Annotated in this window: 30 protein-coding genes and 1 pseudogene; 25 read left to right on the top strand and 6 right to left on the bottom strand. The window is 59.8% G+C overall.

Annotated elements, in window-relative coordinates; all coding sequences use genetic code 11:
• Positions 1 to 25: 25 nt before the first annotated feature.
• From ACQRBT_RS03485 to metG, 4 genes and pseudogenes are all read right to left on the bottom strand, one after another.
• Complete coding sequence (locus tag ACQRBT_RS03485) at positions 26 to 208, bottom strand: PA3496 family putative envelope integrity protein (protein WP_060753954.1); 183 nt, start codon at positions 206 to 208, stop codon at positions 26 to 28.
• Positions 209 to 315: 107 nt separating this feature from the next.
• Positions 316 to 954, bottom strand: coding sequence for an endonuclease III (gene nth / locus ACQRBT_RS03480; protein ID WP_060753955.1), 639 nt, complete (start codon positions 952 to 954; stop codon positions 316 to 318).
• 873 nt (positions 955 to 1827) lie between these two features.
• Positions 1828 to 2202, bottom strand: a pseudogene (rsxB, locus tag ACQRBT_RS03475) (electron transport complex subunit RsxB); the annotation flags it as partial.
• 250 nt (positions 2203 to 2452) lie between these two features.
• Entirely contained in the window at positions 2453 to 4504 is a 2052-nt protein-coding gene (gene metG, locus ACQRBT_RS03470; protein ID WP_060753957.1) for a methionine--tRNA ligase, read from the bottom strand.
• A gap of 172 nt (positions 4505 to 4676) precedes the next feature.
• Here metG and apbC point away from each other — a divergent pair, with 172 nt between their 5' ends.
• Positions 4677 to 5771, top strand: a complete 1095-nt coding sequence (gene apbC / locus ACQRBT_RS03465) for an iron-sulfur cluster carrier protein ApbC (RefSeq protein ID WP_412046698.1) — start codon at positions 4677 to 4679, stop codon at positions 5769 to 5771.
• A gap of 503 nt (positions 5772 to 6274) precedes the next feature.
• On the opposite strand, the gene fdxA is transcribed toward apbC, so the two are convergent.
• Positions 6275 to 6598, bottom strand: a complete 324-nt coding sequence (gene fdxA / locus ACQRBT_RS03460) for a ferredoxin FdxA (protein WP_003208688.1) — start codon at positions 6596 to 6598, stop codon at positions 6275 to 6277.
• A 142-nt stretch (positions 6599 to 6740) separates the two neighbouring features.
• On the bottom strand, positions 6741 to 9332 hold the full coding sequence (gene mutS / locus ACQRBT_RS03455; RefSeq protein ID WP_412046697.1) for a DNA mismatch repair protein MutS: 2592 nt from the start codon (positions 9330 to 9332) through the stop codon (positions 6741 to 6743).
• Positions 9333 to 9521: 189 nt separating this feature from the next.
• On the opposite strand from mutS, the gene ACQRBT_RS03450 reads away from it, so the two are divergent.
• The 24 genes from ACQRBT_RS03450 (at position 9522) to ACQRBT_RS03335 (ending at position 24721) form a co-directional block, all read left to right on the top strand.
• Positions 9522 to 10265 (top strand): LexA family transcriptional regulator, encoded by a 744-nt coding sequence (locus tag ACQRBT_RS03450; protein ID WP_174554046.1) that lies wholly within the window; start codon positions 9522 to 9524, stop codon positions 10263 to 10265.
• A gap of 608 nt (positions 10266 to 10873) precedes the next feature.
• On the top strand, positions 10874 to 11212 hold the full coding sequence (locus ACQRBT_RS03445) for a phage holin family protein (protein WP_090366475.1): 339 nt from the start codon (positions 10874 to 10876) through the stop codon (positions 11210 to 11212).
• Between the two features lie 22 nt (positions 11213 to 11234).
• Positions 11235 to 11750, top strand: a complete 516-nt coding sequence (locus tag ACQRBT_RS03440) for a hypothetical protein (RefSeq protein WP_412046696.1) — start codon at positions 11235 to 11237, stop codon at positions 11748 to 11750.
• Positions 11751 to 11753: 3 nt separating this feature from the next.
• Positions 11754 to 12362 (top strand): phage baseplate assembly protein V, encoded by a 609-nt coding sequence (locus ACQRBT_RS03435; protein WP_412046695.1) that lies wholly within the window; start codon positions 11754 to 11756, stop codon positions 12360 to 12362.
• Between the two features lie 12 nt (positions 12363 to 12374).
• Positions 12375 to 12707 carry a hypothetical protein gene (locus ACQRBT_RS03430; protein WP_060753964.1) on the top strand — a complete coding sequence of 111 codons (333 nt, stop codon included), beginning with the start codon at positions 12375 to 12377 and terminating at the stop codon, positions 12705 to 12707.
• Positions 12704 to 13699, top strand: a complete 996-nt coding sequence (locus ACQRBT_RS03425) for a baseplate J/gp47 family protein (RefSeq protein ID WP_060753965.1) — start codon at positions 12704 to 12706, stop codon at positions 13697 to 13699. Before ACQRBT_RS03430 ends, ACQRBT_RS03425 begins: the two co-directional genes overlap by 4 nt.
• Entirely contained in the window at positions 13696 to 14337 is a 642-nt protein-coding gene (locus tag ACQRBT_RS03420; protein WP_161549900.1) for a phage tail protein I, read from the top strand. Before ACQRBT_RS03425 ends, ACQRBT_RS03420 begins: the two co-directional genes overlap by 4 nt.
• On the top strand, positions 14334 to 14864 hold the full coding sequence (locus ACQRBT_RS03415) for a hypothetical protein (RefSeq protein ID WP_104995651.1): 531 nt from the start codon (positions 14334 to 14336) through the stop codon (positions 14862 to 14864). The genes ACQRBT_RS03420 and ACQRBT_RS03415 overlap by 4 nt, the downstream gene beginning before the upstream one ends.
• A gap of 49 nt (positions 14865 to 14913) precedes the next feature.
• Positions 14914 to 15696, top strand: coding sequence for a phage tail protein (locus ACQRBT_RS03410; protein ID WP_104995652.1), 783 nt, complete (start codon positions 14914 to 14916; stop codon positions 15694 to 15696).
• A gap of 2 nt (positions 15697 to 15698) precedes the next feature.
• Positions 15699 to 16001 (top strand): hypothetical protein, encoded by a 303-nt coding sequence (locus ACQRBT_RS03405; RefSeq protein WP_104995653.1) that lies wholly within the window; start codon positions 15699 to 15701, stop codon positions 15999 to 16001.
• 86 nt (positions 16002 to 16087) lie between these two features.
• The gene (locus ACQRBT_RS03400) at positions 16088 to 16261 is read left to right on the top strand and encodes a hypothetical protein (RefSeq protein ID WP_162843515.1); all 174 of its coding nucleotides are present in this window, start codon (positions 16088 to 16090) and stop codon (positions 16259 to 16261) included.
• Between the two features lie 2 nt (positions 16262 to 16263).
• Positions 16264 to 17430, top strand: coding sequence for a hypothetical protein (locus ACQRBT_RS03395; RefSeq protein ID WP_060753969.1), 1167 nt, complete (start codon positions 16264 to 16266; stop codon positions 17428 to 17430).
• Complete coding sequence (locus ACQRBT_RS03390) at positions 17430 to 17936, top strand: phage major tail tube protein (RefSeq protein ID WP_060753970.1); 507 nt, start codon at positions 17430 to 17432, stop codon at positions 17934 to 17936. The genes ACQRBT_RS03395 and ACQRBT_RS03390 overlap by 1 nt, the downstream gene beginning before the upstream one ends.
• A gap of 50 nt (positions 17937 to 17986) precedes the next feature.
• A complete protein-coding gene (locus ACQRBT_RS03385; RefSeq protein ID WP_412046694.1) occupies positions 17987 to 18559 on the top strand; it encodes a phage tail assembly protein in 573 nt (190 codons plus the stop codon).
• A complete protein-coding gene (locus ACQRBT_RS03380) occupies positions 18556 to 18681 on the top strand; it encodes a hypothetical protein (protein ID WP_017844653.1) in 126 nt (41 codons plus the stop codon). Before ACQRBT_RS03385 ends, ACQRBT_RS03380 begins: the two co-directional genes overlap by 4 nt.
• Before the next feature lie 5 nt (positions 18682 to 18686).
• Positions 18687 to 20351: a tail tape measure protein gene (locus ACQRBT_RS03375; RefSeq protein ID WP_412046693.1), complete on the top strand. Its 1665-nt coding sequence runs from the start codon at positions 18687 to 18689 to the stop codon at positions 20349 to 20351.
• A complete protein-coding gene (locus tag ACQRBT_RS03370) occupies positions 20351 to 20734 on the top strand; it encodes a phage tail protein (protein ID WP_104995655.1) in 384 nt (127 codons plus the stop codon). Before ACQRBT_RS03375 ends, ACQRBT_RS03370 begins: the two co-directional genes overlap by 1 nt.
• On the top strand, positions 20727 to 20939 hold the full coding sequence (locus tag ACQRBT_RS03365) for a tail protein X (RefSeq protein ID WP_104995656.1): 213 nt from the start codon (positions 20727 to 20729) through the stop codon (positions 20937 to 20939). Before ACQRBT_RS03370 ends, ACQRBT_RS03365 begins: the two co-directional genes overlap by 8 nt.
• 10 nt (positions 20940 to 20949) lie before the next feature.
• A complete protein-coding gene (locus ACQRBT_RS03360; protein WP_412046692.1) occupies positions 20950 to 21963 on the top strand; it encodes a phage late control D family protein in 1014 nt (337 codons plus the stop codon).
• Positions 21964 to 22043: 80 nt separating this feature from the next.
• Complete coding sequence (locus ACQRBT_RS03355) at positions 22044 to 22235, top strand: hypothetical protein (RefSeq protein WP_104996212.1); 192 nt, start codon at positions 22044 to 22046, stop codon at positions 22233 to 22235.
• A gap of 83 nt (positions 22236 to 22318) precedes the next feature.
• Positions 22319 to 22810 carry a phage tail tube protein gene (locus ACQRBT_RS03350; RefSeq protein ID WP_104995658.1) on the top strand — a complete coding sequence of 164 codons (492 nt, stop codon included), beginning with the start codon at positions 22319 to 22321 and terminating at the stop codon, positions 22808 to 22810.
• An 8-nt stretch (positions 22811 to 22818) separates the two neighbouring features.
• The gene (locus ACQRBT_RS03345) at positions 22819 to 23169 is read left to right on the top strand and encodes a phage tail assembly chaperone family protein, TAC (RefSeq protein WP_104995659.1); all 351 of its coding nucleotides are present in this window, start codon (positions 22819 to 22821) and stop codon (positions 23167 to 23169) included.
• Between the two features lie 29 nt (positions 23170 to 23198).
• Positions 23199 to 23453, top strand: coding sequence for a hypothetical protein (locus tag ACQRBT_RS03340; protein ID WP_104995660.1), 255 nt, complete (start codon positions 23199 to 23201; stop codon positions 23451 to 23453).
• Positions 23454 to 23515: 62 nt separating this feature from the next.
• The gene (locus tag ACQRBT_RS03335; protein WP_412046691.1) at positions 23516 to 24721 is read left to right on the top strand and encodes a phage tail tape measure protein; all 1206 of its coding nucleotides are present in this window, start codon (positions 23516 to 23518) and stop codon (positions 24719 to 24721) included.
• The last annotated feature ends 23 nt before the right edge of the window (positions 24722 to 24744 follow it).

The raw sequence follows: 24744 nt of genomic DNA, 5'->3' as shown, positions 1-24744 counted from the left end.
AGGCTTCCGGTCGTTCACGAGTCGATCAGAGATCGAAGTCGTAATCGGCCAGCTGTTTTTGCAAGCGTCGCTCTTCCAGAAGATTGTCGATAGTGCGGCGTTTGCTCAAATTGGTCTTGGCCACCTCTACAACAGGGGCATCTCCTTCGTCATCCGCCTCTGCAATGAGGTCGTCTTCTACATCCAGTTGTTCTTTGCCAGTGCTCATAAGGTTAACTCCAGGCTAAGACTGCCGTTGGCGCTCCTTATAACGATAATCCATGATCGGGTAAAAAAGATTTTTTCAATCGATTGATTGCAAAAACTAATGATCACTCAATCGTCGGACGTCTTGTCCTTGTATTCGCACAGGTCTTCGATGCGGCAGCTCCCGCAGCGTGGTTTGCGGGCCTGGCAGACATATCGCCCGTGCAGGATCAGCCAGTGGTGGGAATCGAGCAAATACGGCTTGGGCACGAACTTCATCAATTGTTTTTCCACCTCCACCACGTTTTTGCCGCGAGCAATCCCGGTACGGTTGCTGACGCGGAAGATATGCGTGTCCACCGCCATGGTCAGTTGCCGGAATGCCGTATTGAGTACGACGTTAGCGGTTTTTCGGCCCACACCGGGGAGCGCTTCCAGCGCTTCACGGGTTTGCGGCACTTCACTGCCATGCAGTTCAATCAGCAGGCGGCAGGTCTCAATGACGTTCTTGGCCTTGCTGTTGTACAAGCCGATGGTCTTGATGTATTCCGACAAACCGTCCACGCCCAAGGCGTAAATGGCCTCCGGTGTATTGGCCACCGGATACAGTTTGGCCGTGGCCTTGTTGACGCCAACGTCTGTGGACTGAGCCGAAAGGATCACCGCAATCAACAACTCGAACGGCGACGAGTAGGCCAGCTCGGTTTTGGGTTCGGGATTGTCTTCGTGAAACCTGCGGAAAATTTCCAGGCGTTTGGCAGCGTTCATGGGGCGGGCGTTTCCTTGCAAGCGGGCAGCATAGTGTTCAAAGGTGGGGGGCCGGGTCGTGCAGGATAAACCATCATCCGCACACCCGGCAGCGTCTGTCGCGGCTTACGCGCCGGTACGCGCGTTCACTTGGCGCTGTGCCTCGTCCAGCTTGTGCTGTGCGGCGTCCAGCTCAGTCGCGCTGCAGCCAGGTTGGCGTTGTAACTTGCTGACCTCGGCCCGGGCATAGGCCAAGGCGGTTTTCAACTGGCGCAGTTCTGCGTCGATGGGGCGTTTTTCTACGCGCTGCAAGTCGGGCCTGGGTTGCTCGCTGTCATTCTCAGCGTCATGCAAGGCTTGCTCGGCGCTGACCAGCGCTGCGCTCAAGGTTGCCAATTGCTGTTGGTCAGCGTTCAGGTCCTGGGCTTTTTTCAGTTCGGCGCGACGCATTGCCAGTTGGATTTTTGCGCGCTTGAGCGCTGGGTCTTTTTGACTCGGCAGCGCTGTCGGGCTGGGGACCTCCAGGGCCACGAGGGCCTGCTCCGCCGCTTCGAACTGCTGTTGCAGCACGATCAGTTGCGACTGTTGCTCAAAGGTCGGTGGGTGACCAAAAGCTTTCAAGGATTTGTGCAACTGAGCGCGACTCATTGCGACCGTGATTTTGGCTTTTTTGACCGCAGCGTCCTGGGCTGAATCGGTCGGCATGGGCATAACCGGCGCCGAGCGCTTGGCCCGTGCCAGGCGTTCGTCGAGCTTGCGCGCTTCTTCGCGTTGCAGGCGGGCATTACGCTGCTCGAAGCGCCGTCGTGCCCGGTCGCGCTTGAGGCCGCGTTCATGGTGCTGGTGGTCATTAGCTGCCAGGCCACCCACAATCGGCAACACAGAGGTCGCTGGGCGCATCTCAATGCAATCGACCGGGCAGGGCGCGACACAAAGGTCGCAACCTGTGCACTCATCGATGATAACGGTATGCATCAACTTGGCGGCTCCGACAATCGCGTCCACCGGGCATGCCTGGATGCACTTGGTGCAACCGATGCATTCGGCTTCTCGGATGTAGGCGACTTGGGCCGGGGCTTCTCCTCGGCTGGTATCCAGCGCCAGAATCGGCACTTTCAGCAATTGCGCCAGGCCGGCGATGGTTTCCTCCCCACCGGGAGGGCACTTGTTGATCGCCTCACCAAGGGCGATACCCTCAGCATAAGGCTTGCAGCCCGGATGCCCGCACTTGCCGCATTGGGTCTGCGGCAGCAGCGCGTCGATACGTTGAATCAGGTTCGTGACCATTGGCATGCCAGTTGAACAAACAGGGCTTGTAGTGAGCGGGCTTGCCCCGCGCTGGGTGGCGCAGCCGCCCCAAATCCAGGCGTCTTGGTGTTTCTGAAACTACTGCGGCGTCCTTATTGGGGCGAAGCCTCCCCAAATCCAGGCGCCTTGGTGTTTCTGAAACTACTGCGACGTCCTTATTGGGGCGGCTGCGCCACCCAGCGCGGGGCAAGCCCGCTCACTACACAGCCGGTTATTTGATGCGTTGGCCCGGCTTTGCGCCGCTGTCCGGGCTGAGCAGGTAGATTTCTTCGCCGCCAGGGCCTGCCGCCATCACCATGCCTTCGGAAATGCCGAACTTCATCTTCCGTGGCTTGAGGTTGGCGATCATCATGGTCAGGCGCCCGTCGAGTTTGGACGGGTCCGGATACGCGCTCTTGATCCCGGAGAAGACATTGCGTCGCTCGTCACCAATGTCCAAGGTCAGGCGCAGCAGCTTGTCGGCACCCTCTACTGCTTCGGCCTTGACGATCAGTGCAACACGCAGGTCCACGGCCGCAAAGGCGTCAAACTCGATTTCCGGAGAAATCGGGTCCTTGGCCAGCTCTCCATTGCCGGTCGTAGCGGACTCGCCGGTGTCGGTCTGGCTGGCAGTCAGGTCTTCTTTCGAAGCGTCGGTCATGGCCTGGACTTTGGCCGGGTCGATGCGGGTCATCAGTGGCTTGAACTCATTCAACTGATGGTTGCCGAGCAAGGTGGCGTGATCGTTCCAGGTCAACGGCGCGACGTTCAGGAACGCTTCGGCGTCGGCGGCCAGCAGTGGCAGTACCGGCTTGAGGAAGATCACCAATTGGCGGAACAGGTTGACGCCCGTGGCGCAGATCGCCTGCACTTCAGCCTGCTTGCCTTCCTGCTTGTTCAGCGACCACGGTGCCTTGTCGGCGATCCAGGCGTTGGCTCGGTCGGCCAGGCCCATGATTTCGCGCATGGCGCGGGCAAAGTCGCGGGCTTCATAGGCGTCGGCGATGCTTGGCGCAGCGGCCGTGAAGGCTTCGGTCAGCTCCGGCGCGGCGTTTTCGGCGACCAGCAGGCCGGCGTTGCCCTTGTGGATAAAGCCGGCGCAACGGCTGGCGATGTTGACCACCTTGCCGACCAGGTCCGAGTTGACCTTCTGTACGAAGTCTTCCAGGTTCAGGTCCAGGTCGTCGACGCCACGGCCCAGCTTGGAGGCGTAGTAATAACGCAGATATTCCGGCGACAGATGGTCCAAGTACGTGCGCGCCTTGATGAAGGTGCCACGGGACTTGGACATCTTCTGGCCGTTGACCGTCAGGTAGCCGTGTACGGCAATGCCGGTCGGCTTGCGGTAGCCCGAACCTTCAAGCATCGCCGGCCAGAACAGTGCGTGGAAGTTGACGATGTCCTTGCCGATGAAGTGATACAGCTCGGCGGTGGAGTCCTTGCCCCAGAACGCGTCGAAGTCCAGCGCCGGGGTGCGGTCGCACAGGTTCTTGAAGCTGGCCATGTAGCCGATCGGCGCATCCAGCCATACATAGAAGTACTTGCCAGGTTCGCCCGGGATCTCGAAACCGAAGTACGGCGCATCGCGGGAGATGTCCCACTGTTGCAGGCCGCTGTCGAGCCACTCGGACAGTTTGTTGGCCACGGCGTCCTGCAGGGTGCCGCTGCGGGTCCAGGCTTGCAGCATCTGCTGGAAATCCGGGAGCTTGAAGAAGAAGTGCTGGGAGTCCTTCAGTACCGGGGTGGCGCCGGAGATGGCCGACTTCGGATCTTTCAGGTCGGTGGGTGCGTAGGTGGCACCGCATTTCTCACAGTTGTCGCCGTATTGGTCTTCGGAGCCGCATTTAGGGCAGGTGCCCTTGATGAAGCGGTCGGCCAGGAACATTTTCTTTTCCGGGTCGAAATACTGGGTGACCGAACGCTGGTCGATGTGCCCGGCATCCTTGAGCCGCAGGTAGATCTGGCTCGACAGCTCGCGGTTTTCTTCGGAGTGGGTCGAGTGGAAGTTGTCGAAATCCACCAGGAACTCGGCAAAGTCGGCGCTGTGTTCAGCCTGCACATTGGCGATCAGTTGTTCTGGCGTGATCCCTTCTTTTTCGGCGCGCAACATGATGGCCGAACCGTGGGCGTCGTCCGCGCAGACATAAATGCATTGATTGCCGCGATGCTTCTGGAAGCGCACCCACATATCGGTCTGGATGTACTCAAGCATATGGCCGAGATGGATGGAACCATTGGCATAGGGCAGGGCGCTGGTGACGAGGATCTTGCGTGGCTCGGACATGGGGCTCGGCTACTTGATGAAACGGAGGTCGGCCACTATAAAGCGCCGGGAAATATATTTCACCCCGTGGCGTTGTTTCAAAATCATCCCGGCGTTCGAAACGCATGCCGTTGGGCGACGGGAACGGTTAGGATAGCCGCCTGTTTCAGTCAGTCTTTTTCGGGAGTAGCCCATGAGCGCCGTCAATCGCGCAGCGGTGGAAGCCGTTCTTCGCCAGTACACCGACCCCTATTTGAACCAGGACCCGGTCAGTGCCGGTTGTGTGCGGGCCATCGAGGTTCAGGGCGACCAGGTGTCGGTCCAGCTGGAGTTGGGCTATGCCGCCGGCCTGTTCAAAAGCGGCTGGGCGCAGATGTTGCAAATGGCCATCGAGGGCCTCGACGGCGTCGGTTCCGCCAAGGTCGACATCCAGTGCGTGATTGCCCCGCACAAGGCCCAGGCACAAATTCCGGGGCTGGCCAACGTCAAGAACGTGGTGGCGGTGGCCTCCGGCAAGGGCGGCGTGGGTAAATCGACCACGGCGGCCAACCTGGCCCTGGCCCTGGCCCGCGAAGGCGCGCGGGTGGGCATTCTCGATGCGGATATCTACGGCCCGAGCCAGGGTGTGATGTTCGGTATCGCCGAAGGTACGCGCCCCAAAGTGAAGGATCAGAAGTGGTTTGTGCCTATCGAGTCCTTGGGCGTGGAAGTGATGTCCATGGCTTTTCTCACCGATGACAACACGCCGATGGTCTGGCGCGGGCCGATGGTGTCCGGTGCGCTGCTGCAATTGGTCACCCAGACCGCCTGGGGCGACCTGGATTACCTGGTGATCGACATGCCGCCGGGTACCGGTGACATCCAGCTGACCCTGGCGCAGAAGGTCCCGGTGGCCGGCTCGGTGATCGTGACCACGCCCCAGGACCTGGCGCTGCTCGACGCGAAGAAAGGTGTGGAGATGTTCCGCAAGGTCAACATCCCGGTACTCGGTGTCGTGGAAAACATGGCGGTGCACATCTGTTCCAACTGCGGGCATGCCGAGCACCTGTTTGGTGAAGGCGGAGGCGAGAAGCTGGCGACCCAGTACGGTGTCGAATTGCTGGCCTCGTTGCCCCTGTCGATGCTGATTCGTGAGCAGGCCGATGGTGGCAAGCCTACTGTGATGGCTGAGCCGGACAGCCAGATCGCCATGATCTATCAAGAGCTGGCGCGCCATGTGGGCGCACGGATTGTCTTGCAGGAGGCCGTCGCGCCAGCAATGCCGACGATTACCGTCAGCGAAGACTGAGCGGGTAGCAGGGAAAGAAGCCTCGACACTGTCGGGGCTTTTTCTTGCCTGCGAGATAGACAATGAGGCGCGCTCGCGCTTTTACGCAATTGCGGGTGTAAGCATTCGCTTACTTTTTCGTAAGTGTTTGGTTTTTTTGCCCTGCACGGGCGCCTCGAATCGTCGAGAGATTTTTCTAATTGTTTGAAATATAAGAATTATTTATCGAGTTTTGGTGGTGGTCGTTGGCGCAGTGGCTGGACGCATCCCGTTGAACTTCCTTTGGAACTCTCTAACATCAGCCCCGTGTCCACGGATTGACACGGCCATCAAGGAACGATGGTTTAAAGGAACGTCGCAGGATGCGATTCATCAGGATGATGAAAAGGAATACAGGGACTAGGGAAAAAATGTGGGCGGGTCAAACCGCCCCTTTTTTTTGCCTGTAGAAAAGCAACGGCTCACCCAGAAACGCAAAAAGGCCCGCAAGGGGCCTTTTTGGGTGGGGCGACGCGACGACGCTATCAGCGTTCGAGGTCTGCAATCTTGCCTTTTTTACCATCCCACTCCGCTGCATCCGGCATCGGGTCTTTGCGTTCGGTGATGTTCGGCCAGATTTCCGCCAGCTCGACGTTCAGCTGAATGAATTCCTGCATCTCTGCCGGGACTTCGTCCTCGGAGAAAATCGCGACGGCCGGGCATTCCGGTTCACACAGGGCGCAGTCGATGCACTCATCCGGGTGGATGACCAGGAAGTTCGGGCCTTCGTAAAAGCAGTCCACCGGACACACTTCTACGCAGTCGGTGTACTTGCACTTGATGCAGTTGTCGGTGACGACGAAGGTCATTTCTAATTTTCTCCTCAGGCGGCGGCAGCGAAACCCTTTGTGGCAGGGCTCGCGAGGTTCGGGAGCGATAGTCTGCAGGCCAGGCTAAGAGCCTGCAGCATCCCAAACCGCGCGAGAGTCTACCAGCTTGCAAGCGTCTGCGTTATATCCGAGTCTTCAGTGCATATAACATTTCGAGCGCTTTTCGCGGCGTCAAGTCGTCCACATCAAGTTTAGCCAACTCATCCAGCACCGGATGAGGCAGGCTGGCGAACATATCGCTCTGATGCGGCGCACTGGGCTTGCGGGGCGCCTTGGCCGGGTTTGCTACCACGGTTTCGTGGGGCAGGGCCGTGGTTTCAAGGCGGCTGAGGTGTTCACGGGCGCGGGTGATCACATCGTTGGGCACGCCAGCCAACTGGGCCACAGCCAGGCCGTAACTCTGGCTGGCCGGGCCTGGCAGCACATGGTGCAGGAACACGATGCGCTCGTTGTGCTCAGTGGCGTTGAGGTGCACGTTGGCGACCAGCGGCTCGCTTTCCGGCAATACGGTCAGTTCGAAGTAGTGGGTGGCGAACAGCGTATAGGCACGCAGGTGCGCCAGGCGTTCAGCCGCCGCCCACGCCAGGGACAGGCCGTCGAAAGTGCTGGTGCCGCGACCGACTTCGTCCATCAGCACCAGGCTGCGCTCGGTGGCGTTGTGCAGAATATTGGCGGTTTCGCTCATTTCCACCATAAAGGTCGAGCGGCCACCGGCCAGGTCGTCGCTGGAACCGATCCGCGTGAAAATGCGGTCCACCAGCGACAGCTCGCAACTGGCTGCCGGTACAAAACTGCCGATGTGCGCCAGCAACACAATCAATGCGGTCTGGCGCATGTAGGTGGATTTACCGCCCATGTTCGGACCGGTGATCACCAGCATGCGGGTATTGTCGTCCAGCGACAGGTCATTGGCCACGAACGGGGTGGTCAACACTTGTTCCACCACCGGGTGACGTCCCTGGACGATCCGCATGCACGGCTCGCTGACGAAGCGCGGGCAATTCAGGTCAAGGTTCAGTGCGCGTTCGGCCAGGTTGCTCAACACATCCAGTTCGGCCAGGGCGGCGGCGGTGTCTTGCAGCGGTGCCAGACGGCTGATCAGGTCTTCGAGCAAGGCTTCATAGAGCATCTTTTCCCGAGCCAGGGCACGGCTTTTGGCCGACAGGGCCTTGTCTTCAAACTCTTTGAGCTCCGGCGTGATAAAGCGCTCGGCACCCTTGAGGGTCTGGCGCCGCTGATAGTCGATCGGGGCCGACTCGGCCTGCTTGCTCGGCAGCTCGATAAAGTAGCCGTGCACGCGGTTGTAGCCGACCTTCAGGTTGGCCAGGCCCGTACGGGCTTTTTCACGGGCTTCCAGATCAATCAGGAACTGCCCGGCGTTCTCGCTCAGCGACTGCAGCTCGTCCAGCTCTGTGTCGTAACCGGTTTTGAGCACGCCGCCGTCACGGATGATCGCCGGCGGATTATCGATAATGGCTTTTTCCAGCAGGGCCGCGAGATCCGGATAAGTGCCTGCGGTGACGGCAAGTTGTTGCAGATGCGGCGTGTCCAGTTCGGTCATCGCCACTTGCAGTTGCGGCAACGCGCCGAGGGCATCGCGCAGGCGCGCGAGGTCACGGGGCCGCGCGTTGCGCAGGCCGATGCGCGCCAGGATGCGCTCGATATCGCCGATTTCCTTCAGTTGCGGCTGCAGCTTTTCAAAGCGATAGCCATCCAGCAGGCAAGTAATGGAGGACTGACGGGCTTGCAGCACGCCGAGGTCGCGCAGCGGACGGTTCAACCAGCGCGTCAGCAAACGGCTGCCCATCGCGGTCTGGCAACGGTCCACGACTGATTGCAACGTGTTGTCGCGCCCACCGGCCAGGTTGGTATCCAGCTCCAGGTTTCGACGGCTGGCGCCATCCAGCACCACGGTGTCGTCCAGGCGCTCATGACGCAGGCTGCGCAAATGGGGCAGGGCGGTGCGCTGGGTTTCCTTGGCATAGCTGAGCAAGCAACCGGCGGCGCCGATCGCCAGGGTCAGGGTCTCGCAGCCGAAGCCTTTGAGGTCTTGCACCGAGAACTGCTGGCACAGACTTTTCAGCGCCGAATCGCGTTCGAAATCCCACGGCGCACGACGTTTGGTCCCACGGCGTTTTTCTGCAGGCAAATCCTTCGGCCAATCATCCGGGATCAACAGCTCCACCGGATTGATGCGCTCCAACTCCGCCAGCAGGTTTTCCCAACCCTTGATCTCCTGCACGCTGAAGTTGCCGCTGGTGATATCCAAAACGGAAAGACCGAACAAGCGCTCATCGCCCAGCACCGCCGCGATCAGGTTGTCGCGCCGCTCATCCAGCAACGCCTCATCACTCACCGTTCCCGGCGTGATGATCCGCACCACTTGGCGCTCGACTGGGCCTTTGCTGGTCGCCGGATCGCCGATCTGCTCACAGATCACCACCGATTCGCCCAGCTTCACCAATTTGACCAGGTAACCTTCCAACGAATGGTAAGGAATCCCACACATCGGAATCGACTGCCCCGCCGACTGCCCGCGTGCGGTCAGGGTGATGTCCAGCAGCTTGGCGGCCTTCTTTGCGTCTTCATAGAAGATCTCGTAGAAGTCGCCCATGCGATAGAACATCAACTGATCAGGGTGCTGGTTCTTCAGGCGCCAGTACTGCTGCATCATCGGGGTGTGGGAGGACAGATCGGAAGTGTTCTTACTCATCAGATAGTTGGCAAATTCGTTGAAAGTGGTGGGGCAAAGATGGGGCACTGGCCCGGCTGATTTTGCAATGGCCGCAAGGTTAACACGCGAGGTTGGCGCTTCGCAGGTCATAAGTGGGCAGACAAAAGGCATGGCAAATGCATAAAATATGCAAATTAGCATTTGCCAACCCTCAAAACTCCCGTCAATATCCGCGCTATGCAAAAACGCAACGTTTCTATCGTCTTAAGAGAGCTGCTGGACCGCGACCGGATCTCCCCCACGGAGCTTCACCGGCGTACCGGCGTGCCTCAATCCACGTTGTCTCGGATCCTCAGCGGCAAGATCGTTGACCCGTCTGACAAGCACATTTCCCGCATCGCCGAGTACTTTCGCGTGGGCACCGATTACCTGCGCGGGCGCGCGGCAGTGGGTGCGCAGCGGGATGAAGGGCGCGACCCGATGCATTCGGAACTCAAGGACATAAGCCTGTGGGATGACGACACGCCCGTTAATGATGACGAGGTGTCGATCCCCTTTCTGCGCGAGGTTGAATTGGCTGCTGGATCAGGAAGATTCGTCATCGAGGAAAGCGAGAAGGCCAGCCTGCGTTTCGGCAAGCGCAGCCTGCGACATAACGGTGTGCAGTTCGACCAGGCCAAGTGTGTGACGGTGCGTGGCAACAGCATGTTGCCGGTGCTGCGCGACGGCGCCACGGTAGGGGTGAATGCGGGCAAGAGCGGCATTGGCGATATCGTCGATGGCGATCTGTATGCCATCAATCACAATGGCCAGTTGCGCGTGAAGCAGCTCTACCGCCTGCCTTCCGGAATTCGCCTGCGCAGTTTCAACCGTGATGAGCACCCGGACGAGGACTACAGCTTCCAGGATATCCAGGATGAGCAGATCAGCATCCTCGGCCATGTGTTCTGGTGGGGCATGTACGCCCGTTAACCCTCATGCGTAAGACACAGCCCGCCATTGTGCGGGCTTTTTTTCGCCCATAGAAAATCGCCAAACCCTTTGTCCACAAGGCCGAAAATGCACATGCGCATTTCCAGTGCAAAAATAAATGCATTTACGCATTGACTGTATATGCATACATGCATATTCTTTATCTCAAGCCAGCCAACAAGGCTTGGTGGAGGCAGCAAGGATGCTGCCAGGGAAGACAAGGAAGGCACGCAACATCGGCAAGGACGCCATCGAAGCGATGGCAGGGATGCCAGGCAACACCGGCAAGGATGCCGACGCTCTTTAGTTTCAACCGGCTTTCTTGACAGGAAGCACAAAACAGGCAGCGATGAACCGGCCTAATAACGGTTCAGAGGGTTGGCAACTGACCCGGGTGTGCAGCGTAAAGCACCAAAAGCAGTTATCCGGCAGACAGGGATCGTGGTCGGAAAAACATTGAGGAAAGAACCGTACCGCGCCAGTAGCGCCGAAAGTTCGAGGACATCATTACTGAAAAGCCCGGGCGACCGGGCTTTTTGGAATGCCTACCTATCGAAGCATGTGTAAATGAAAAACGGACTATCTAGTGCTCAGCCAGGAGGCGTGACATGACAAATGAACAGCAAGCGTTAGCGGAAATGCCTATCTGGCTGGTCATCGTATTGGCAGTGATCGGCGGGGTATCCGGCGAAATGTGGCGTGCAGACAAGGAGGGCGCCCGTGGTTGGTCGCTGATCCGCCGGCTCGCCCTGCGCTCTGGAGCCTGCATGGTGTGCGGGGTTTCGGCGCTGATGCTGTGCTACGCCGCCGGCATGTCGATCTGGACCGCCGGCGCCATTGGGTGCTTGACCGCCATGGCCGGTGCCGATGTTGCCATCGGCCTTTATGAACGGTGGGCAGCCAAGCGCATCGGGGTCAATGAAAGTTCTCGCCAGGACCCGCAGTAACCGCTGCAAGGACGCTACTTAAATGACGCTTATTGAAAAGCCATCTCAACTGCCCCAGGCCATCGGCGAGGCGCTGCACGCTGCGTTCCCGAATTTGAAGGTCGGCAGTCATCAGGACTTCCAGGGCACAGGGGGCGAAACCGGCGTGATGATCACGGTCGAGGGCAACGGCCCGGGCATCCGCTCCCGCGAAGGGCGCAAGGCGCACGCCTTGGCGATTTCGCTCAAGACCATGGTCGCGCCAGGCGCCTTGCCGTTTGACGCCTGCGACCTTGCCAGCCAGCTCATGGATTTGGTGCTGGATAACCGCTGGAACCTGCCCCAACCACAGTGTGATCTGCCGACGACTATCGTCGCTGCTCCCACGTTGCGGGCTGGCGCAGGGATGGACTATGACACCTGGACGGTTTCTTTCACCCAAACCCTCTATATCGGGCCTGTGTTGCTCAACGATCCCACAGGCCAGCCGCTGTTTGCCTGCACCTGGGACGTCACGAACATTGACGACCCCGCTCAATACAAACCCCTGTCGGAGTAGCCCATGTTCGACGCGCTGTTACGCATGCAACTGGGGCCGATTGTCGAGCGCCTGGCGGAAATGGAAGCCCAGCTCGAAGACCTTTATCGTCGCGCCGAAAGCTTCTGTCGCATCGGCGTGTGCCAGGAGGTCGACGCTGCCAGTCATACCTGCAAGGTCAGCCACGGTGAGTTGCTCACTCCGGCGATCCGCTTTTTCAACCCCAGTGCCGGCGCGCAGACCGAGACCCGCATCCCGTCCGTGGGCGAACAATGCCTGTTGTTCAACTATGGCGGCGGTGAAGGTGGCGGGCAGTCCGTGGCCTTGTTCGGTTTGAACAGTGATCGCTTCCCGCCGGTTTCGAGCCTGGCGACATTGACCCGGCGGCGCCATCAAGACGGCACCCAAAGCGATTACGACGACGCCAGCCACACCTTCAACTGGGTCAACGGCCCCACCATGTTCAGCGGTTCGCGCGAGCACGTCGACGTCAAGGTCGGCGCTGCCGGCCTGACCCTCAACGCCCAAGGCATCATCCTGCAAATCGGTGGTACCCGCCTGGTGCTGGATGCCGGCGGCGCGCACTTCAGCGGCCCGTTGGTGGACCATCAAGGTCGGGTCATCAGCCCGTGATAAGGACATCCCATGATCGGCATCGATCGCAACACCGGGGCAGCCGTCGATGACTGGCTGCAATTCGTGCAGCGCGCCACCCGAGCGCTGACCACCCCCCTGGGCACTCGTCAGAAGCGCCCGCTGTACGGCTCGATGATCCCGCAACTGCTGGGCCAGAACCTTGGCGATGACTTGCTGATCCTCGCGCAAAGCCATGCTGCCCAGGCGTTCTACAACACCCAGAACGGCATTGGCGACTTTCAACCCCAGGTCATCGTCGCCACCCGCCAGGGCGCCGGCCTGCTACTGCGGTTCGCCGGCACCTGGAAAAACCGCCAACAAACCTTCGAGGTCGTGACATGAGCATGCTGATCCCAGGCCAGAATCAACTGGCGGAGCCGGCCATCATTGCGGTGGATGAGTTCGAACCGCTGCTGGCCGAATTCAAGGCGTTTGTCGTCGACTACGTCGCCACCCGAGCGCCGCAAAGCGCGGCCAAACTCAAGGTCAGCCTCGACAACGAAAGCGAGCTGCTGACCCTGGCCCTGGAAGCGTTTTGCGTGCGCCTGCAGACTCACGAACGCAAATACAACGCCCGCATCAAGCAGATGCTGGCGTGGTGGGCTACCGGCAGTAACCTGGATGCCCGCCTGGCCGACATGGGCCTGGAACGCCAAGTGCTCGACCCGGGCGACCCCGCGGCTTTCCCGCCGGTGCCGCCGACTCTGGAAAGCGACGACGACGCTCGACTGCGCTACTACCTGGCACCCCACGCTCCTGCGGCGGGCTCGCGGATGCAGTATCGCCGCGAGGTCTTCACCCTGGGTGAACGCCCTGCGGTGAAGGTACAAAGTGCGACACCGGGCGTGGTGACCGTCAGCTACACCTTCGACCCGGACGGCTATGCCGCCCAGGTCAAGGACGGCAACGCCCGCCGCACCGCGCCGGGCGAAGTGATGGTCACGGTGCTTTCGCGGGAAGGTGACGGCACGCCATCCACCGATTTGCTCGACGGTGTGCGACGCCATTTCGCACGGCCCGATGTGCGACCGGAGACAGACCTGGTCAGCGTGCAGGGGGCACAGATTCAACCCTACAAAATTCGTGTGGTGGCCAAGATCAATGCAGGCCCTGACTCCGGGCTCACCCAAGTCGCCGCCCAGAAACTGCTGCAAACCTATGCCGACTCCTGCCATCGCCTGGAAGGGCGAGTGGACCCGAGCTGGATCGACTACGCGATCCACAGTGCGGGCGCGGCGCAACTGCAAATCCTCGAACCCTTGCAGCCGATTATCAGCACCGCGTTCCAGGCCCCGTATTGCACGGGCGTTGAGGTGGAGGTGCGCACGCTATGAGTGAGGAACCCAAAGCAAGCCTGTTGCCGGCCAACAGTTCACCGCTGGAAAAAGCCTTGGACCTGGGGTTCGGGCAGTTGCTCGACCGGGTCATGCCGCCGTTTCCGGCGTTGATGAACCCGCTGCAAACCCCCACCCAATTCCTGCCCTACCTGGCGGCCGACCGTGGCGTCAGTGAGTGGGATGCCGACGCCAGCGAAACCGAAAAACGCCTCACCGTGGCCCTGTCCTGGCAGATCCAACGCCAGGCGGGCACGCCCAAGGCCTTGAGCTACGCGGTGGAGTCGCTGGGTTTCACCCCCAACATCAGCGCCTGGTATCAACAGCGCCCGCTGGGTGTGCCTTACACCTTCGACGTCCAGGCGATCATCGGGCGCACTTGGTCCAGCGGTGACCATAACCGGCTGATCCGCCGCATCAATGCGGCGCAGAGTGAGCGGGATCGGGCGACGATCACAGTTGTTCATGAGACCGAAGGTCAGCTCGCGCTCACGCAGGTACTCGATGCCCCATTGAGCGACGGTGAGTTGTATCTGGACGGCGCACTGCCGGAATTGGCGCTGGTTGCTCGAATTAACAGTGCAGGGGTCGCCCAGCACTACACCATTAACGACTACGACCTCAGGGCGCAGCCATGACAGATGACATTACGCGCCTGGTGCGCTTCACCTCCAAAGGTTTGGATGAAGTGCTGCAGGCAAAGAACCAGGGCCTGAAAGGCGAAATCACCCACATCGGCGCCGGCACCGGCCGCTACAACCCGGACGGCACGGAAGTGGCCTTGCGGGACGAGCGTCAGCGGGTTGCCATCGTCGATTACGAAGACCTCGGCGACCGCCAACTCAGGATGGCCGCGCTGTTCGATGGCGAGGCCGAGTATGAAATTGGCGAGTTCGGTTTCTACCTCGCCAGCGGGACGTTGCTGGCGGTGTATTCCGTCGCGGGGAAGTTGCTGACGTATAAGGCGGCGGCGGCGCGGGTGCTGCAAAAGTTCACGCTGGATATTTCGCCGTTGCCGGCGGATAGCGTGACGATTGTGGTGGGCAGTGAAAACCTGAATGTGTTGCTGGCCGAAGAGATCGCGATTTTGGCGGCGGCTTCGGTGGACAACATGTCGCGACATGTGGACTTGATGTTCAGGGTTATGCATCTCGAAGCGAAGTAAGAGTGCTTGCAAAAGTGCTGGAAAGACGAAAATTGACAGGGAGTTGATGATGGGAATTGAAGCGACGATTACGAAAGTTGTGGATGCTTGTAACAAACTCACGGATACCGTGACTAATCAGATTGGCAAAATCGATGCGCGTGTTGAGGTCGCATCGGCTCAATTCACGGCATGGCGCAATAGTGTACAGGCCAAGGATATCAATGGCCGTGCGTCTTATACGCAAACGATCGATCTTACGGGGTTGTCCACCAATATCTTTTATCCGGTCTGGTGGCGTATGCCCGGTAACGAAAAAGGGATGTCGGAGATTATTATCTCGAGAAACTACGCTTTGGACGCCAACCTCAATCCGTTCAATAACAATTTCGAGTCACATGTTGCAGGTCTGAACCTTCAGATAGAAGGCTGTGGGATCCCATGGAACGGGGACGCAAATTTCCTGACTATCAAACGAATCTCTCAGACTTATCGGGAGACCGTACGCCGTGCCCAATTCGGGATGCTGTCTTACGTTCGTCCGGTTACCGGGCTGAAGCCAATCTGGCTTAACCAGACCGTAGGTGCATTGGTCTCTTCTCCCCAGGAGTCTGGCTGCTACTTGCGTGGCGGGCTGACGTATATCGTCACCAAAAGCTTTGAAGAGCCTGTGAAGTTCAGTCGTTCAGATGCCGAAGTTGAACTGAGCCAAGCAGTGACGCCTGAGTATGAAATTTCCTGGAAGGTCAAACCTTTCGCCATCACTGCACCCGAGCTCGGAGAAACCTACCCGGAAAGCAGGTTGGCTTACACACTGGATAATGATCTGCGCTACGCGGTGAAGGGAGCATAAACATGGTTGGGTCTATTAAAAAACTGCTGCTTGCCTCCGGTGAAACGCTCATTAATGTTCCGGCGGATCGCCCAACCTTGGTAGCGCTGGGGCTTGACGAAACCCGAGCAGAGGAACTGTGTCAGCAAGCTGAAAACAGCGCGAAATTGGACGGTGTCATCTCTGCACGTCGTACATTGTACGAGACTGAAGCAGACCCCCTTTTCCTTGAGTGGCAATACGACGAAACCCCCGAAAAAGAAAAGGCTTGGCGTGACAAGGTGGCCGAAATCAAGGCCCTTTATCCATTGCCCGAACGTATCTGAACGCACCGCTAAAGCGGTTTTTTTACGCCCGCCCAAAGCCCCTCTCCGCAGGGGCTTTGGCGTTTCTCACCCGGAGAATTCCACCTATGCACAACCGACAAACCTACACCGTCCTCATCCCATTCCCCACCGGAGGTGGCCATTGGTCCACCGTCGGCGAGGAGCTGGAACTGCTCGACGTCGAAGCATCTGCCCTGCGCACCGCCGGCCGCCTGGAACTGACCAGCGTCCTTAACTCCACCCCCAAGAAGGCTGACTAATCATGGCTGAGGTTTTGAACTTCGAGCATAACGGCATCACCGTGAATGCCACCGAATCCCCCGAGGCCATGGGTGGCCTGGGCGATAACGTTATCGGTCTGGTCGGCACCGCGCCGAACGCCCATGCGTCGATCCCGAAAAACGCCCCGTTCCGTATCAACAGCTTTACCACTCAGGCGCTGCTGGACCCTACCGGTACTGAATCGGGCACGTTGTTTCACGCGGTGTACCAGATCCTCAAGGTGGTGAAGGTGCCGGTCTATGTGGTGATCGTGGAGGAGGGCGCAACCCCGGCCGACACCGTCAACAATGTGATCGGCGGCAACGACCCCATCACCGGGCGCAAGCTGGGTCTGGCGGCCCTGAGTAGCGTGCCGGAAGACCTGACCATCATCGGCGCGCCTGGCTTTACCGGCACCAAGGCCGTGGCTGGCGAGTTCGCCGCCTTCGGCAAACGCATCAAGGCCCGCGTGGTGCTGGATGGCAAGGACGCGTCCGTCGCCGACCAAGTGACCTACAGTGGCGAACTGGGCGGTGCCGACCTCGGCTTCGACCGTTGCCTGCTGGTACACAACATGCCGTCGGTGTACTCCAAGGCCGCGAAGAAAAATGTGTTCCTGTCGCCATCGTCCCTGGCCATTGCCGCATTGGCCAAGGTCAAGCAATGGGAAAGCCCTGGTAATCAGGTGACCTTCGCCGAAGACGTTTCCCGCGTGGTCGAGTACAACATCCTCGATACCTCCACCGAAGGCGACCTGCTCAACCGTTACGGCGTGAGCTACTACGCCCGCACTATCCTCGGCGGTTTCTCGCTGCTGGGTAACCGTTCCATTACCGGCAAGTTCATCAGCTACGTCGGCCTGGAAGATGCCATCAGCCGCAAGCTGGTCAAGGCCGGTCAGAAAGCCATGGCCAAGAACCTCACCAAGTCCTTCATGGACCAGGAGGTCAAGCGCATCAACGACTGGCTGCAGACCCTGGTCGCCGACGAAACCATCCCTGGCGGCAGCGTTTACCTGCACCCGGAACTCAACAGTGTCGAGAAGTACAAGAACGGCACCTGGTTCATCGTCATCGACTACGGCCGCTACGCGCCGAACGAACACATGATTTATCAACTCAACGCCCGCGATGAAATCATCGAGCAGTTCCTGGAGGACGTTCTCTAATGTTTACCAACCGTGTAAGACAGGCCATTGCGGCCACCCTTCAAGGCCTGCCGTTGTCCGCGACGGTCAACTCCTTCACGCCGCCGAAGATTGATTTCGATATGGAGCCCATGACCGGCGGGCGATTCATCGCCGAGGAAATGGCCAAGAGCGCCAAAGTGCTCAACGCCACGTTGGAGCTGCAAGGTGCAGGCCCGGAAGTCATGCTGGCCCTGGGTGTGCGCCTGGGCGACGACATTCTGCTGAACGTGCGCGAAGCCGGCCAGGATCAGGATGGCAAGACTTACTTCACCTATCACACCGTCGGCGGCAAGCTGAAAAGCCTGGCCGAGACTGCGCTGAAAATGGGCGAGAAGCCCACCACTACCCTGGAACTGTCCTGCCGCACCTACAACCGCCTGGAAAACGGTATCCCGGTGATCGACATCGACGTACGCACCCAGAAGTTCGTGCTCAACGGCGTCGATATTCTCGGCGACGCCCGCCGCGCCGTGCTGATGCCTTAAACCCAAAGGGGCGGGCCTGCTCGCCCCCTACTTCACCAAGGAATAGCCCCATGGCCTGGATGCCACCCTTGCACCTGCTGCTCTCGCCGATCACTGCCGACACCGGCGCGACGATCGAGCAGATTCAACTCAAGCCACTGTTCTACGCCGCGCAAAAAGACGCGCTGGCCCGGGCCGGTGATGACGAGGACGATCAGTTCTTCGAACTGGCGAAACTCGCCACCGGCCTGTCGGAAAAAGAACTGGACCAACTCAAGCGTCCGGACTACGTAAGCATTGCGCAGTACGTACACGAAATGTCGACGCAGCCTGCGTCGTTCTTCTTGAAAACCCCCGAAAAAACCAGCCACGACCAGCCCGTCCAGCTGCTGTTGCCACTCGATGCCGCAGGTCGCGCCCTGACTGAGCTGCCGCTGGAAATGCCGGCGCTGCGCGCCACCAAGGTGATGAAAAAACTCGCCACCAACAAAGAGCGCGCCGAGTTCATCACCGCTCATTGCACCGGCCTGATGATCCCGGATCTTGCCAACCTGACCGTGCCCGACTGGACGGAATTGCAGGAGCGCATCGACGATTTTTTAAATCAACCGGCGGACTTCTTTCGGAGCGCGACATCGAAGTGATCCTCGATGTGGTGCCGCTGATCTACTCGGTCAATGAGGCGGAGATCCTCGACTGGGACGCCGGCAAAGCATTGCGCCGCTACGACATCGCGATCACCCGCCTTGGCGTCAAACAGGAGTAAGCGGGATGCAAGAGACTCAATCTGGGATGAGGCTCGCCCAGGAAGACAAACGCTGGCTGCTTGACGACGCGGACCTTGGCAGTGTGCTGGCACCGTTTTCCGCCAGCCTTGCAGCGCCAGCAAGCCTGGATGCGGCAGCGCGGCCACAACAGGATCCGCAGTCGGTGCTCGCCTCGGCGCTGGTGACCGTCAGCGTGGATATCAACGCTTTGACGTTGGAGCAAGTGCAGCTGCGCGAGGCGTTGCAAACGCTCACCAGCACGTTGTTCATTACCGGTAATACGCTGGCAACCAAAACGGTTGAGGTCAGTAGCGAGCCTGCCAAAAGTCAGCCGAAAGAACCCGCTCCGGCTTCGACCTCCTGGGTGGACAAAGGCCTACAAGGCGCAACGGATGCCGGTAAGTTTGTCGGCAAAGAACTGCTCACCAGCTTGTGGGATAAAGCCAAGGAACGGGTTTCGGACAAGGCGCTTGATGCCGTGGCTGACAAGTTTCCAACCGCTGCCAAGTGGCTCAAGAAGGACGATAAGGGCAAGGGCAGCAACGCAGGCAAGGAGTGCTGCTGTACGGGCGCTCTGCCTGCCGGGATCCGCGGCCCGCTGGATTCAGCGACCGCTCAGTTGCCTGAACGTGTCGGCGAAACCGCCAGGGACAAAGACAGCGGCAAAGGCAAGCCAAGCGCCAAGGCTAATGCGAAGGGGCCACGCGGCAAGCGTTACAAGACTCGTCAGGCTACCTCAAGGTCGATCAAGACCAGCGTCGTCAGAAAGCGGGCCGATCTCAAGTCGCAACTTACTGGTCTCTCAGCGCCGGTCTCACAGCCGCTCAATGTCATGGGCCAGCCGTTGCGTGCGTTCGACAGCAAACTGGCGAGCCAGGGCTCGACCCGTCTGTCGGGCAACACATTTGCCTCCTACGCAGCGCCCTCGACGGCACGCGCCACAGCTCGTCGCGCAGCCAGCGGCCAGGTCACCGGCCTGTTGGACGCATTAGCCAAACCGGAATCGGCCACAGCCGGTCGCCTCGGCCCGCTGAAGGTTGTCGATACCGCCATCGATGGGGCCCAGGGCATACGCAACGGTGGCGCTAAAGCCATCGGCGCCGGCCTCGGTACTGCCGGTGGCGCATTGCTGGGAGCGTCTGCCGGTTCCGCCATCGGCACCCTGACGCGTCTCGAGTCGGCCGCCGCCCGCCGCCTTGGCCCACTGAAGTATGTCGACACCGCCATCGACGTGGTCCAGGGCGTGCGCAACGGTGACGCTAAAGCCGTCGGCGCCGGGCTCAGTACTGCCGGTGGCGCCTGGGCGGGAGCGTCTGCCGGTGCGGCCATCGGCACGATGATTTTCCCCGGTGTCGGAACGGCGGTCGGCGGTGCGATTGGAGGCTTGCTGGGCAGTGAAGCGGGGAGTTGGCTGGGGGATAAATTGTTTGGGCCAAGTGATCGCTTGCCTGCGCCCGGCGTGGTGAGCAAGGAGCTCAACGCGGCGCGTACGGATAACGTGCAGGTCAGTATTGCCCCGAGCATTCAGATCACCGGCGTAAACCCCGCCGATGCCCAGCAGGTCGTCAACCAGGTGATCCAGGCTCTGCAGTTCCAATGCATGCCGATGGTCACCGACTCCCTCGGTGTCCGACGCAACGCGGCATTGACTGATCCAGGAGGTGATTGATGCGACAGCAGATGGTACTCGGCGACTTTATTTTCGGTCTGTCTCGAGGGTTCGCCTATTCGTCGTTGGTTCGTACCAGCGACGGTGGCTGGAGTGACCTGGCGATTATCGCCAGCAAGTCCCAGTCGCGGCAGAGCGGCCAGAAGTTGGAAAAACTCACATTCAGCGGCACAGCCATGTACGCCATCGGCATGCAGCGCCTGGACGAGTTGCGTGCGCTGCAGAACAGGCGGACGCCGTTGCCGCTGGTAGATGGTATTGGCCGTAACTGGGGCCTGTGGCGGATCAATTCGCTGATGGAAACCCAGGGCAATGTGATTGACGACGGCACCGCTCTGGTCATGACCTGGAGCCTGGAACTGGAGGAATTCGTCAATGCGTAGAGTACGAAGTATCGCCGGGGATTCGGTCAACCTGCTGCTCTATCGTGAGTTGGGGCGTTGTGATGATGCGGCGGAAGAAACGTTGTGGCGGCTGAATCCCGAGCTTGCCGAACATGGGCCGGTATTGCCGGCCGGTGTCTGGATCATCGTGCCGGAAATGCAGGTACGGCTGCGCGCTGTACGGCCTGTTCTGGCTTGGGATTAAGGAGGCAGGCATGGCACAGGAATTTACCCCGATTATCGAGTTTTACGGTGCCAATGCGGCGCTGCTCAATCAACGCCTCATGTATTGGAAACACACCGACACCACGGGTATCGAGAGCGACCGGCTGGAGCTGACCCTCAACATCGAAGGCTTGGAGGGCCTGCCCAGCTTGAGCGGCAAGATTGGCTTGCGCGTCGGTTATCGGGAGACGGGGTTGGTGGAAAAGGGCGAGTTCGTCGTTACCCAGCGAACCCCGGTGCTGTTTCCCATGTGCTTGAAGATCGTGGCCACGGCTGCGCCCTTCAGCATGGTGGATGAAAGTGGCTATCGCCAGCGTCGATCCGCCAGCTATGGGCCCACGACCTTGGGTGCGCTGTTCCGTCAGTTGGTCAGCCGCCACGGGTTTTCGCCGCGAGTGGCGCCGGCGCTGGAGGGCATTGCGATTGCCCATATCGATCAGTCCAACGAAAGCGATATGGCCTTCATCACACGTCTCGCCAAGCGCTACAGCGCCATCAGCAAGCCATTCAACGAACTCTATGTGCTGGCCGAGGCCGGGCAGGTCAAGACGTTGTCTGGCCGTGAAATGCTGCCGCAGGTAACGCTCTCTGTGACGCAGGACAACCGCCCCGGCAACCAGTCGTTCATCACCGCGACGCTCGACGAAAAGTCCCGCGCCAAGTATGCGGGCAGCCGCGTCAGTTGGTGGGATGCCGCCAGTGGCAAGCAGCAGGTGGTTCAGGTCGGCGTTGCTCCGTTCAAGACCTTGCGACAACGCTGTCAGAACGAAGCCGAAGCCCGTGCCGTGGCCGAAGGCGAGCTGCGCCGTGTGGGGCGCGAAGACTTGAAAATGCAGATCGACTGTCCGGGCAACCCCTTGTTGGCTGCCGAAGGGCTTTTGGTACTGGATGAATCCTGGCCCTCGTACATGCAGGGGCGGTGGTCGATTGCCAAGGTGGTCCATGTCGGCGATCCGGTGGCGGGGTATCGCAGTTCGATCTCGGCTGTCGGGTTGTCGTCTTGATGGTCGGAGTTGCACGTTGTTGATGAATGCCTCCCTCGCTTGCAATACCTAACTGATTTGAAACAGGAATCCAGATGCCGATGAACGACGAAGATTTGGCTGCGATCAACCGCTTGATCGCCGCCCTGCAAACCCAAACCGATGGCCAGGTGGCGCTCAATGCTGCCTTGCGGCTGTTGGCTCAGAGCAACCAGGCGCTGGTCGACCTGATCAAGAGCCGCGAACCGGACCCGAATGCTCCGCCTTATCTGGATGGCAAACCGGCGCCCTGATTGAGCCTCGACCACCGTCATACAACTGTTGCACCCCCACAACCCGCATTGGCGGGTTTTTTATTGTTCATGGAGAACACTCGATGTCGATTCTTACCCAAGGTACCCAGATTTTTGCCCTCGTCCCGCCGGTCTCCGGCACCGGGCCTTACACCGTGCTGGAAATCGAGCACGCCACTTCGTTCGAACCCGGCGGCGCGCCCGCTGAGCAGATCGAAGACACCAGCCTCAACGCCGAAGAGCGCAGCTACAAAAAAGGCTTGCGCACCCCAGGCACCGCGAGCCTGGGCCTGAACGCCGATCCCACCAACGCCAGCCATATTCGCCTGCACCAATTGTCCGAAGCCAAGGGCGACACCGGCGTCAAATGGGCTGTCGGTTGGTCCGACGGCAAGGACGTGCTGCCTACCGTGAATACCAAGGGTGACGGCTTTGAGCTGCCGGCGACGCGCACCTGGTTCACCTTCGACGGCTACGTGTCGGACTTCCCGTTCAACTTCGCGCTGAACGCCGTGGTCACCACCACCGTCACCATCCAACGCACCGGCGGCAGCGCCTGGATCAAGAAAGCCTGAGAGACGCCATGAACCTCAAACAACTCAAAGCCAAGGGCGGCATCGTCGATGGCGTGCCGGTCAAGAAAGAAGTCAGCTGGACGCACCTGGACAGCAAGAGCGGCAAGGAAGTGACAGACACGTTTACCCTGCACATTCGCCGTCAGTCCTTTGGTGTGATCGAGCGCCTGTTTACTCAAGGTGAGTCCGAGCAGAGCCGCAATGCCAGTTACCTCGCCGCGTCGGTATCGCTGGGCAGCGACGGCACTGAAACGCTGAGCTACGACGATGCCTACAGCCTTGAGCCGTCGTTGGGGTTCGTGATCCTCAACGCAGTCAATGAGGTGAATGGCACGGGTGGCGCGTCGGCAAAGAACTGACGGCCGCCGATGAGTTCTGGCACGAGCTGGTGCTGAACGGAGTGGGCGGCCGCACGATTGTCGAAGCCAAGGAACGCATGACCTACCAAGAAGCCCTGGCCTGGGGGCGCTATATCGACCGATATGGCTCCCTGCATGCCGGTAGGCGGCTGGAGGCGGGCAGCGCGTTGGTGGCGCTGCAGACCCACCGGCTGGGCGGCGGCACGGCCGAGTTGATTGACTTCATGCCCCATGAGTTGCGTCGGGGCCTGTCACTCGAACGTGCGATGAACGAGTGGCGTTAAGGACGACGCCATTTTCCTTGAAACCCGCCGAGGCGGGTTTTATCCATGACCCGGAGAAACCTATGGCAACTGCTTACCAGGGTAATCTGACGCTCAACCTCGGCAGCCTGGAGCAGGCCCTGGCGAAGGCGTCACGGATTACCGAACAAAGCATGCGCGAGATGCAGCAGAAGATCGAAGACGCCGGTAAAAAGGTCAGCGCTTCTGCCGCAGCGGCGTTGCAGGTCACTTCCGGCCAGTTCAAGGACTTTCAAAAGTCTTATGACCCGGCTACGGATGCGGCGCAAAGATTTATCCAGAAAAATGCGCAACTGGTGGAGGTGCTCAAGCAGAGCCAGGGTGCGCAGAATAGTTTTGTCGGCTCGTTGGATACGCAAACTTATACCGAGCGGGCGGGGCTGAAGTTTCCAGGGGGCGGGCCGTATGGCGATCTGCCTGCCTCTGGGGCGGGTGATGATTCGGCAGGTTTTGCTTTCCTGGATGATGACAAGTCACGGCAAATCCAAGGTCATTTCGCCCTCTTGACCACGCTGGTGGATGATTGGAGCACAGGCGCTCAAAGCGCGTTCAAGGACTACGTAAGCAGCTCGGGAACGGCTGCAGAACAATCGAAAGCCATGTTCACCGGCGCTTTCAAGCAGATGGACGATGCAGTTGCGACGTTTGTCACCACTGGCAAGTTCAACTTCTCCGAGTTCGCTAAGTCGGTGCTCAAGGACATGGCGACGATGGCGGCGAAAACCGCTGGGTCGAGTGTGTTGAGTTCACTGTTAGGTTTCGCTGGTTCAGCACTGCAGAGCTTCTTTACGCCAGGTGCCGGAGCGGCAGGTGCCAGCACCGCAGTTGGACCAGGTGGCTATACCAACGCACTCAAGCTGTCGTCGGACTTCAGCTACTCGCCGCCAAAAACATATCCGTTTGCCAGCGGCGGTGCGTTCACCAATTCCGTAACCAGCAGTCCGACCTTAGCGCCGATGGCCCTGTTCGGCGAAGCCGGCCCCGAAGCCATCATGCCTTTGAGTCGCGGTTCCGATGGTTCGCTTGGCGTACGCGCATTGGGCTCGGGCCAATCGGGCAGCACCAGCAGTAACCAGGTGGTCATCCAGCAAACCATCAATGTCGCCGACGGCCAGGGTTCAGGCGCGGATACCAACGCCCAGAACGTTGCGCGTGCCTACGCGGGCTCCGCCCGTCAGGGCGCCGCCGAGCAGATCGCGCGTGACCTGAAACCGGGCGGGCAAATCTGGTCGGCCATCAACGGCCGCTGACAACCAAAGGCATATGCCTGGAG

It is taken from the genome of Pseudomonas sp. R19M (assembly GCF_050312585.1).
Classification (GTDB): Bacteria; Pseudomonadota; Gammaproteobacteria; order Pseudomonadales; family Pseudomonadaceae; genus Aquipseudomonas; species Aquipseudomonas palleroniana.
Note: the sequence above shows the minus strand (reverse complement) of the source record. Positions and strands in the feature narration are given on the sequence as shown.

Bases quoted from the DNA above. Each gene is read 5' to 3' on its own strand.
- ACQRBT_RS03485 (WP_060753954.1), bottom strand. From the start codon at position 208: ATGAGCACTGGCAAAGAACAACTGGATGTAGAAGACGACCTCATTGCA.
- nth (WP_060753955.1), bottom strand. From the start codon at position 954: ATGAACGCTGCCAAACGCCTGGAAATTTTCCGCAGGTTTCACGAAGAC.
- metG (WP_060753957.1), bottom strand. From the start codon at position 4,504: ATGTCCGAGCCACGCAAGATCCTCGTCACCAGCGCCCTGCCCTATGCC.
- apbC (WP_412046698.1), top strand. From the start codon at position 4,677: ATGAGCGCCGTCAATCGCGCAGCGGTGGAAGCCGTTCTTCGCCAGTAC.
- fdxA (WP_003208688.1), bottom strand. From the start codon at position 6,598: ATGACCTTCGTCGTCACCGACAACTGCATCAAGTGCAAGTACACCGAC.
- mutS (WP_412046697.1), bottom strand. From the start codon at position 9,332: ATGAGTAAGAACACTTCCGATCTGTCCTCCCACACCCCGATGATGCAG.
- ACQRBT_RS03445 (WP_090366475.1), top strand. From the start codon at position 10,874: ATGACAAATGAACAGCAAGCGTTAGCGGAAATGCCTATCTGGCTGGTC.
- ACQRBT_RS03440 (WP_412046696.1), top strand. From the start codon at position 11,235: ATGACGCTTATTGAAAAGCCATCTCAACTGCCCCAGGCCATCGGCGAG.
- ACQRBT_RS03435 (WP_412046695.1), top strand. From the start codon at position 11,754: ATGTTCGACGCGCTGTTACGCATGCAACTGGGGCCGATTGTCGAGCGC.
- ACQRBT_RS03430 (WP_060753964.1), top strand. From the start codon at position 12,375: ATGATCGGCATCGATCGCAACACCGGGGCAGCCGTCGATGACTGGCTG.
- ACQRBT_RS03425 (WP_060753965.1), top strand. From the start codon at position 12,704: ATGAGCATGCTGATCCCAGGCCAGAATCAACTGGCGGAGCCGGCCATC.
- ACQRBT_RS03420 (WP_161549900.1), top strand. From the start codon at position 13,696: ATGAGTGAGGAACCCAAAGCAAGCCTGTTGCCGGCCAACAGTTCACCG.
- ACQRBT_RS03415 (WP_104995651.1), top strand. From the start codon at position 14,334: ATGACAGATGACATTACGCGCCTGGTGCGCTTCACCTCCAAAGGTTTG.
- ACQRBT_RS03410 (WP_104995652.1), top strand. From the start codon at position 14,914: ATGGGAATTGAAGCGACGATTACGAAAGTTGTGGATGCTTGTAACAAA.
- ACQRBT_RS03405 (WP_104995653.1), top strand. From the start codon at position 15,699: ATGGTTGGGTCTATTAAAAAACTGCTGCTTGCCTCCGGTGAAACGCTC.
- ACQRBT_RS03400 (WP_162843515.1), top strand. From the start codon at position 16,088: ATGCACAACCGACAAACCTACACCGTCCTCATCCCATTCCCCACCGGA.
- ACQRBT_RS03395 (WP_060753969.1), top strand. From the start codon at position 16,264: ATGGCTGAGGTTTTGAACTTCGAGCATAACGGCATCACCGTGAATGCC.
- ACQRBT_RS03390 (WP_060753970.1), top strand. From the start codon at position 17,430: ATGTTTACCAACCGTGTAAGACAGGCCATTGCGGCCACCCTTCAAGGC.
- ACQRBT_RS03385 (WP_412046694.1), top strand. From the start codon at position 17,987: ATGGCCTGGATGCCACCCTTGCACCTGCTGCTCTCGCCGATCACTGCC.
- ACQRBT_RS03375 (WP_412046693.1), top strand. From the start codon at position 18,687: ATGCAAGAGACTCAATCTGGGATGAGGCTCGCCCAGGAAGACAAACGC.
- ACQRBT_RS03370 (WP_104995655.1), top strand. From the start codon at position 20,351: ATGCGACAGCAGATGGTACTCGGCGACTTTATTTTCGGTCTGTCTCGA.
- ACQRBT_RS03365 (WP_104995656.1), top strand. From the start codon at position 20,727: ATGCGTAGAGTACGAAGTATCGCCGGGGATTCGGTCAACCTGCTGCTC.
- ACQRBT_RS03360 (WP_412046692.1), top strand. From the start codon at position 20,950: ATGGCACAGGAATTTACCCCGATTATCGAGTTTTACGGTGCCAATGCG.
- ACQRBT_RS03355 (WP_104996212.1), top strand. From the start codon at position 22,044: ATGAACGACGAAGATTTGGCTGCGATCAACCGCTTGATCGCCGCCCTG.
- ACQRBT_RS03350 (WP_104995658.1), top strand. From the start codon at position 22,319: ATGTCGATTCTTACCCAAGGTACCCAGATTTTTGCCCTCGTCCCGCCG.
- ACQRBT_RS03345 (WP_104995659.1), top strand. From the start codon at position 22,819: ATGAACCTCAAACAACTCAAAGCCAAGGGCGGCATCGTCGATGGCGTG.
- ACQRBT_RS03335 (WP_412046691.1), top strand. From the start codon at position 23,516: ATGGCAACTGCTTACCAGGGTAATCTGACGCTCAACCTCGGCAGCCTG.